Origin of the sequence: Craterilacuibacter sp. (assembly GCF_051659485.1) — a bacterium.
Lineage (GTDB): Bacteria > Pseudomonadota > Gammaproteobacteria > Burkholderiales > Chromobacteriaceae > Craterilacuibacter.
On record NZ_JBOFOO010000440.1, the window covers coordinates 1 to 4,978 of the forward strand.

6 protein-coding genes are annotated in these 4,978 nt (G+C 57.5%); all 6 read left to right on the top strand.

Translation table 11 applies throughout. The features are described 5' to 3' along the window. The first annotated feature begins 181 nt into the window (after positions 1-181). The 6 genes from rpmI to ACRC1E_RS14890 all read left to right on the top strand — a co-directional run bounded on the left by rpmI (position 182) and on the right by ACRC1E_RS14890 (position 4,941). Entirely contained in the window at positions 182-379 is a 198-nt protein-coding gene (gene rpmI, locus ACRC1E_RS14865) for a 50S ribosomal protein L35 (RefSeq protein ID WP_124734191.1), read from the top strand. A gap of 10 nt (positions 380-389) precedes the next feature. After that, a complete protein-coding gene (gene rplT / locus ACRC1E_RS14870) occupies positions 390-746 on the top strand; it encodes a 50S ribosomal protein L20 (RefSeq protein ID WP_438515882.1) in 357 nt (118 codons plus the stop codon). 114 nt (positions 747-860) lie between these two features. Further along, complete coding sequence (pheS, locus tag ACRC1E_RS14875; protein ID WP_438515883.1) at positions 861-1,844, top strand: phenylalanine--tRNA ligase subunit alpha; 984 nt, start codon at positions 861-863, stop codon at positions 1,842-1,844. A gap of 19 nt (positions 1,845-1,863) precedes the next feature. After that, positions 1,864-4,224 (top strand): phenylalanine--tRNA ligase subunit beta, encoded by a 2,361-nt coding sequence (gene pheT, locus ACRC1E_RS14880; RefSeq protein ID WP_438515884.1) that lies wholly within the window; start codon positions 1,864-1,866, stop codon positions 4,222-4,224. An 86-nt stretch (positions 4,225-4,310) separates the two neighbouring features. Beyond that, entirely contained in the window at positions 4,311-4,607 is a 297-nt protein-coding gene (locus ACRC1E_RS14885; protein WP_438515885.1) for an integration host factor subunit alpha, read from the top strand. Next, positions 4,594-4,941, top strand: a complete 348-nt coding sequence (locus tag ACRC1E_RS14890) for a MerR family transcriptional regulator (protein WP_438515886.1) — start codon at positions 4,594-4,596, stop codon at positions 4,939-4,941. The genes ACRC1E_RS14885 and ACRC1E_RS14890 overlap by 14 nt, the downstream gene beginning before the upstream one ends. The last annotated feature ends 37 nt before the right edge of the window (positions 4,942-4,978 follow it).

Genomic DNA, 4,978 nt, shown 5'->3' on the forward strand with positions numbered 1-4,978 from the left:
GAAAAAGAAATAATCGGGTATAATCGTCACCTTGACGCGACAGGCTAGTCCTGTCGCGTTGGTTTTGTAGCCTCTGCAGGCTATTAAAAGCGTGATGTATGGGTTCCTCAAGTGTCTGACGGCTTAGGTCGCCGGTCCACCTTGCATCTAATCTAACTCAGTTTCAGCAGGAGTCTTCCTAATGCCGAAGATGAAAACCAAGTCGGGTGCTAAAAAGCGTCTGAAGGTTCTGGGCAACGGTGGTGTCAAGCGTTCTTACGCTTTCAAGCGTCACATCCTGACCAAGAAGACCACCAAGACCAAACGTCAATTGCGCGGCACTACCATGGTAGATGCTAGCAATATGCCGTCTGTTCGTGCAATGCTGCCCTACGCCTAAGGAGTTATAAATGCCACGTGTAAAACGCGGTGTCACCGCTCGCGCTCGTCACAAGAAAATCATTGCTCTTGCGAAAGGCTATCGCGGCCGTCGCAAGAACGTATACCGTGTTGCCAAGCAAGCGGTAATGAAAGCTGGACAGTACGCTTATCGTGACCGTCGTCAGAAAAAGCGTCAGTTCCGTCGTCTGTGGATTGCCCGTATCAACGCCGCTGCGCGTGAATGTGGTCTGTCCTACAGCAAGTTCATGAATGGCCTGAAGAAAGCCGCTATCGAGATCGACCGTAAGGTTCTGTCCGATATGGCCATCTTCGACAAGCCGGCTTTTGCCCAGATCGTTGAGATCGCAAAAACCAAGCTTGCTTAATTGCCAGATGATTTAAAGGGAGGCGTAAGCCTCCCTTTTTTTCGTAAAACTTTTAGAATGCTGACCAGACGCAAACAGGCGTGTGGTCAGTTTTCTTCACATTGGACCCCGACAATGAACAACGTGGACGTGATACTCGAGTCAGCGCTGGCGGCTATTGCTGCCGTGTCTGACCTGATCGAGCTGGAGCAGGTCAAGGCCAAGTATCTGGGCAAGAGCGGCGAACTGACCGGTCTGCTCAAGCAGCTGGGCGCGCTGGCGCCGGATGAGCGCAAGAGCGCCGGCGCGGTGATTAACGCCGCCAAACAGGCATTCGAGGCCGCACACAATGCGCGCCGCGATGCCATCAATAGCGCCAAGCTTGAGCAGCAACTGGCTGCCGAGGCACTGGATGTGACTATGCCGGGTCGCGGTAAGGGTACGGGTGGTCTGCATCCGGTGACACTGACGCTGGAGCGCATCACCGAGCTGTTCCGCTCCATGGGCTTTGAAGTGGCCGACGGCCCGGAAATCGAGACCGATTTCCACAATTTCCAGGCGCTGAACATTCCGGAAGACCACCCCGCGCGTGCGATGCAGGACACCTTCTATGTGGAAGGTGGCGATGTGCTGCGTACCCACACCTCGCCGATCCAGGTGCGTTACATGCTGGACAACCAGCCGCCGATCAAGATCATCGCACCGGGGCGCGTCTACCGTGTCGATTCCGATGCCACGCACTCGCCGATGTTCCACCAGATGGAAGGCCTGTGGGTGGATGAGGATGTCAGCTTTGCCGATCTGAAGGCCACCATTACCGACTTTTTGCGCCGCTTCTTCGAGCGCGAAGACCTGCAGGTGCGCTTCCGTCCATCGTTCTTCCCGTTTACCGAACCGTCGGCCGAGATCGACGTGCTGGGCGAGAAAGGCTGGCTGGAAGTGGGCGGTTGCGGCATGGTGCACCCGAATGTGCTGGCCAATGTCGGCATCGACGCCGAACGCTACACCGGCTTTGCCTTCGGCATCGGTCTGGATCGCTTTGCCATGTTGCGTTATGGCGTGAACGATCTGCGTCTCTTCTTCGAGAACGATCTTTCCTTCCTTAAACAGTTCAACTGAGCGCGGGGCTGACAAGAATATGCAATTTTCCGAACAGTGGCTGAGAAGCTGGGTCAATCCGTCCATTTCCAGTGATGAACTTTCTTATTTGCTGACCATGGCCGGCCTCGAGGTCGAAGAGACCACGCCTGCCGCACCGGTGTTTTCCGGTGTGGTGGTGGCTGAAGTAATGGAAGTGGCCAAGCACGAAAATGCCGATCGTTTGCGCGTGACCAAGGTGGATGTCGGTACCGGCGAGCTGGTGCAGATCGTCTGTGGTGCCCCTAATGTTGCCGTCGGTGCCAAGGTGCCGTGTGCGCTGTCGGGCGCCGTATTGCCGGGCGATTTCAAGATCAAGCCGACCAAGATGCGCGGAGTCGAATCCAACGGCATGCTGTGCTCGGGTAAGGAGCTGGGTGTGCCGGACGAGGTCGATGGCCTGCTGCTATTGCCCGCAGATGCACCGGTTGGGGTCAGCATCCGTGATTATCTGGGGCTGGACGACAGCTTGTTCACCCTCAAAATTACGCCTAACCGTGCCGACTGTCTGTCGATCAAGGGTCTGGCGCGTGAAGTCTCCGCGCTGACCGCGACGGCGCAGCAACCGGTCGCCATCGTGCCGGTCGCTGCCGTGCATGACGAAGTCCGCCCGGTGACGCTGGCTGCCGGCAAGGCCTGTGGCCGCTATATCGGCCGTGTGCTGAAAAATGTCGATGCGGCAGCGGCGACGCCCGAGTGGATGCGCCGTCGTCTTGAACGCTCCGGCTTGCGTTCCATCTCGGCCATTGTCGATATCACCAACTATGTGCTGCTTGAACAGGGTCAGCCCATGCACGCTTTTGACCTGGCCAGGGTTGATGGCGGCATTACCGTGCGCTTCGCGCAAGCGGGTGAAACGCTGGTCTGTCTGAATGAAAAAGAAGTCGTGCTTGCGCCTGACACCATGGTCATTGCCGACGACAGCAAGGCGCTGGCGATTGCCGGCATCATGGGTGGCTTGCATAGCGGCGTGACGACGGGTAGTCGCGACATCTTTCTCGAAAGTGCTTTCTTTGCACCTGAAGCCATTGCCGGCAAGGCGCGGACGCTGGGCTTCGGTTCGGATTCTTCCTTCCGCTACGAGCGCGGGGTCGATTTCGAATTGCAGCGCGATGCGATCGAACGCGCTACGCAACTGGTGCTGGACATCTGCGGTGGCGAAGCCGGCCCGCTGACTGAAGCGATTGGCGAACTGCCGGTGCGCAATGATGTCACGGTACGTACCGCGCGTGTGGCACGGGTGCTGGGTATTTCGCTGTCGGCTGAACAAATCGGCCAGACCCTGTCGCGTCTTGGCTTGCCGTATCAGGCAACGGCCGAAGGCTTTGCCGTAGCGGCGCCAAGCTTCCGCTTCGATATCGAGATCGAAGTCGATCTGATCGAGGAAATCGCACGCGTCTATGGCTACGATGCCATCCCGTCCGATGCACCGCGTTCGCGCCTATCCATGTTGCCGCTGCCGGAGAATCGCCGTCCGCGCGCACAGGTTCGCCATTTCCTGGCCGGTCGCGATTATCAGGAAGTGGTCAGCTACGCCTTTGTCGAAGAGAAATGGGAAGCCGATTTCGCCGCCAACCTCGATCCGGTACGCCTGATCAATCCGATTGCCAGCCAGATGAGCGTGATGCGTTCGACGCTGGTCGGCGGTCTGGTTGATGTGCTGTCATCCAATATCAACCGCAAGCAGGCGCGTGTACGCGTGTTTGAAGTGGCGCGTGTGTTCTCCAAGACCGAAGGCGGTTTTGATCAGCCCGAGAAGATCGCTGCGCTGGCCTGGGGCCCGCGCGAGGCCGAGCAGTGGGGCAGCAAGGCCGAGCGCGTCGATTTTTACGACGTGAAGGCGGATGTCGAAGCACTACTTTCGCCACGCGTGGCCAGCTTCCGCCGCGCCAGTCATGCCGCCTTGCATCCGGGGCGTTGTGCCGAAGTGGTGCTGGATGGTCAGGTCATCGGCTTTATTGGCGAACTGCATCCGCGCTGGGTGCAGGCTTATGATCTGCCGTCGGCTCCGGTGCTGTTCGAAATCGACTTTGCCGCCGCCGAGTGCGCAGTGCCGGTAAAGGCGCAGGCAGTATCACGCTTTCAGGCGGTGCGTCGCGATTTGGCTTTGCTAGTGGACGAAAGCACCGAAGTTGCGGCCATGCTGGACAGCTTCGCGCGCGTGGCCGGCCCACTGGTGACCGAAGTGGCGCTGTTTGACGTGTATCGCGGCAAGGGCGTGGAAGAGGGCAAGAAGAGCCTAGCCTTCCGCATTCAGTTGCATGACATGACGCGTACGCTGACCGACGAAGACGTCGAGCCGGTGATCGCCGCCATGCTGGCAGTGGTTTCGGCCGATCATCAGGCGAGCCTTCGCGGCTGATATCCTGTATCCTCTTGTTTTGTTGAATTAATCCCCCGCCTGTGAGCGGGGGATCATTTTGTACTTGTCGTTTTTGAGGTGTGTTCATGACTTTGACCAAGGCCGAGTTAGCCGACCTGTTGTTTGATCAGGTAGGCTTGAACAAACGCGAAGCCAAGGACATGGTGGAATCGTTTTTTGAGGAAATCCGTGTCGCTCTTGAAGTCGGAGACAGTGTCAAACTGTCCGGTTTCGGTAACTTTCAACTGCGCGATAAGCCACAGCGCCCCGGGCGTAACCCCAAAACCGGTGAAGAGATTCCTATCTCGGCGCGCCGAGTGGTAACTTTTCATGCAAGTCAGAAACTGAAGGGCATGGTTGAGCAGAATAATGACAACTGTTGAACTGCCGGCAATCCCGGCCAAGCGTTACTTTACGATTGGTGAAGTGAGCGAACTGTCCGGGGTCAAGCCTCATGTATTGCGCTACTGGGAGCAGGAGTTTCTCCAGCTCGGCCAGATCAAGCGCCGCGGCAACCGCCGTTATTACCAGCATCAGGAAGTGTTGCTGATCAGGCGTATCCGCGGCCTGCTGTACGATGATGGTTTTACCATTCAGGGTGCCCGTCAGCGCCTGCAGCAGCAGAGCGGGGCACCGGCATCCATGAGTGCCGGCGAAGTGCGCAAAGAGCTGCAGTCCATTCTGGCATGGCTCGATCTGGGTATTGGCAAATATTGATTTACCCAATATAATATCTGCTCTTTAAGTCGGGGTA

Excerpts from the sequence above, each read along its gene's own strand:
- ACRC1E_RS14890 (WP_438515886.1), top strand. The coding sequence starts at position 4,594 with ATGACAACTGTTGAACTGCCGGCAATCCCGGCCAAGCGTTACTTTACG.
- rplT (WP_438515882.1), top strand. The coding sequence starts at position 390 with ATGCCACGTGTAAAACGCGGTGTCACCGCTCGCGCTCGTCACAAGAAA.
- pheS (WP_438515883.1), top strand. The coding sequence starts at position 861 with ATGAACAACGTGGACGTGATACTCGAGTCAGCGCTGGCGGCTATTGCT.
- ACRC1E_RS14885 (WP_438515885.1), top strand. The coding sequence starts at position 4,311 with ATGACTTTGACCAAGGCCGAGTTAGCCGACCTGTTGTTTGATCAGGTA.
- pheT (WP_438515884.1), top strand. The coding sequence starts at position 1,864 with ATGCAATTTTCCGAACAGTGGCTGAGAAGCTGGGTCAATCCGTCCATT.
- rpmI (WP_124734191.1), top strand. The coding sequence starts at position 182 with ATGCCGAAGATGAAAACCAAGTCGGGTGCTAAAAAGCGTCTGAAGGTT.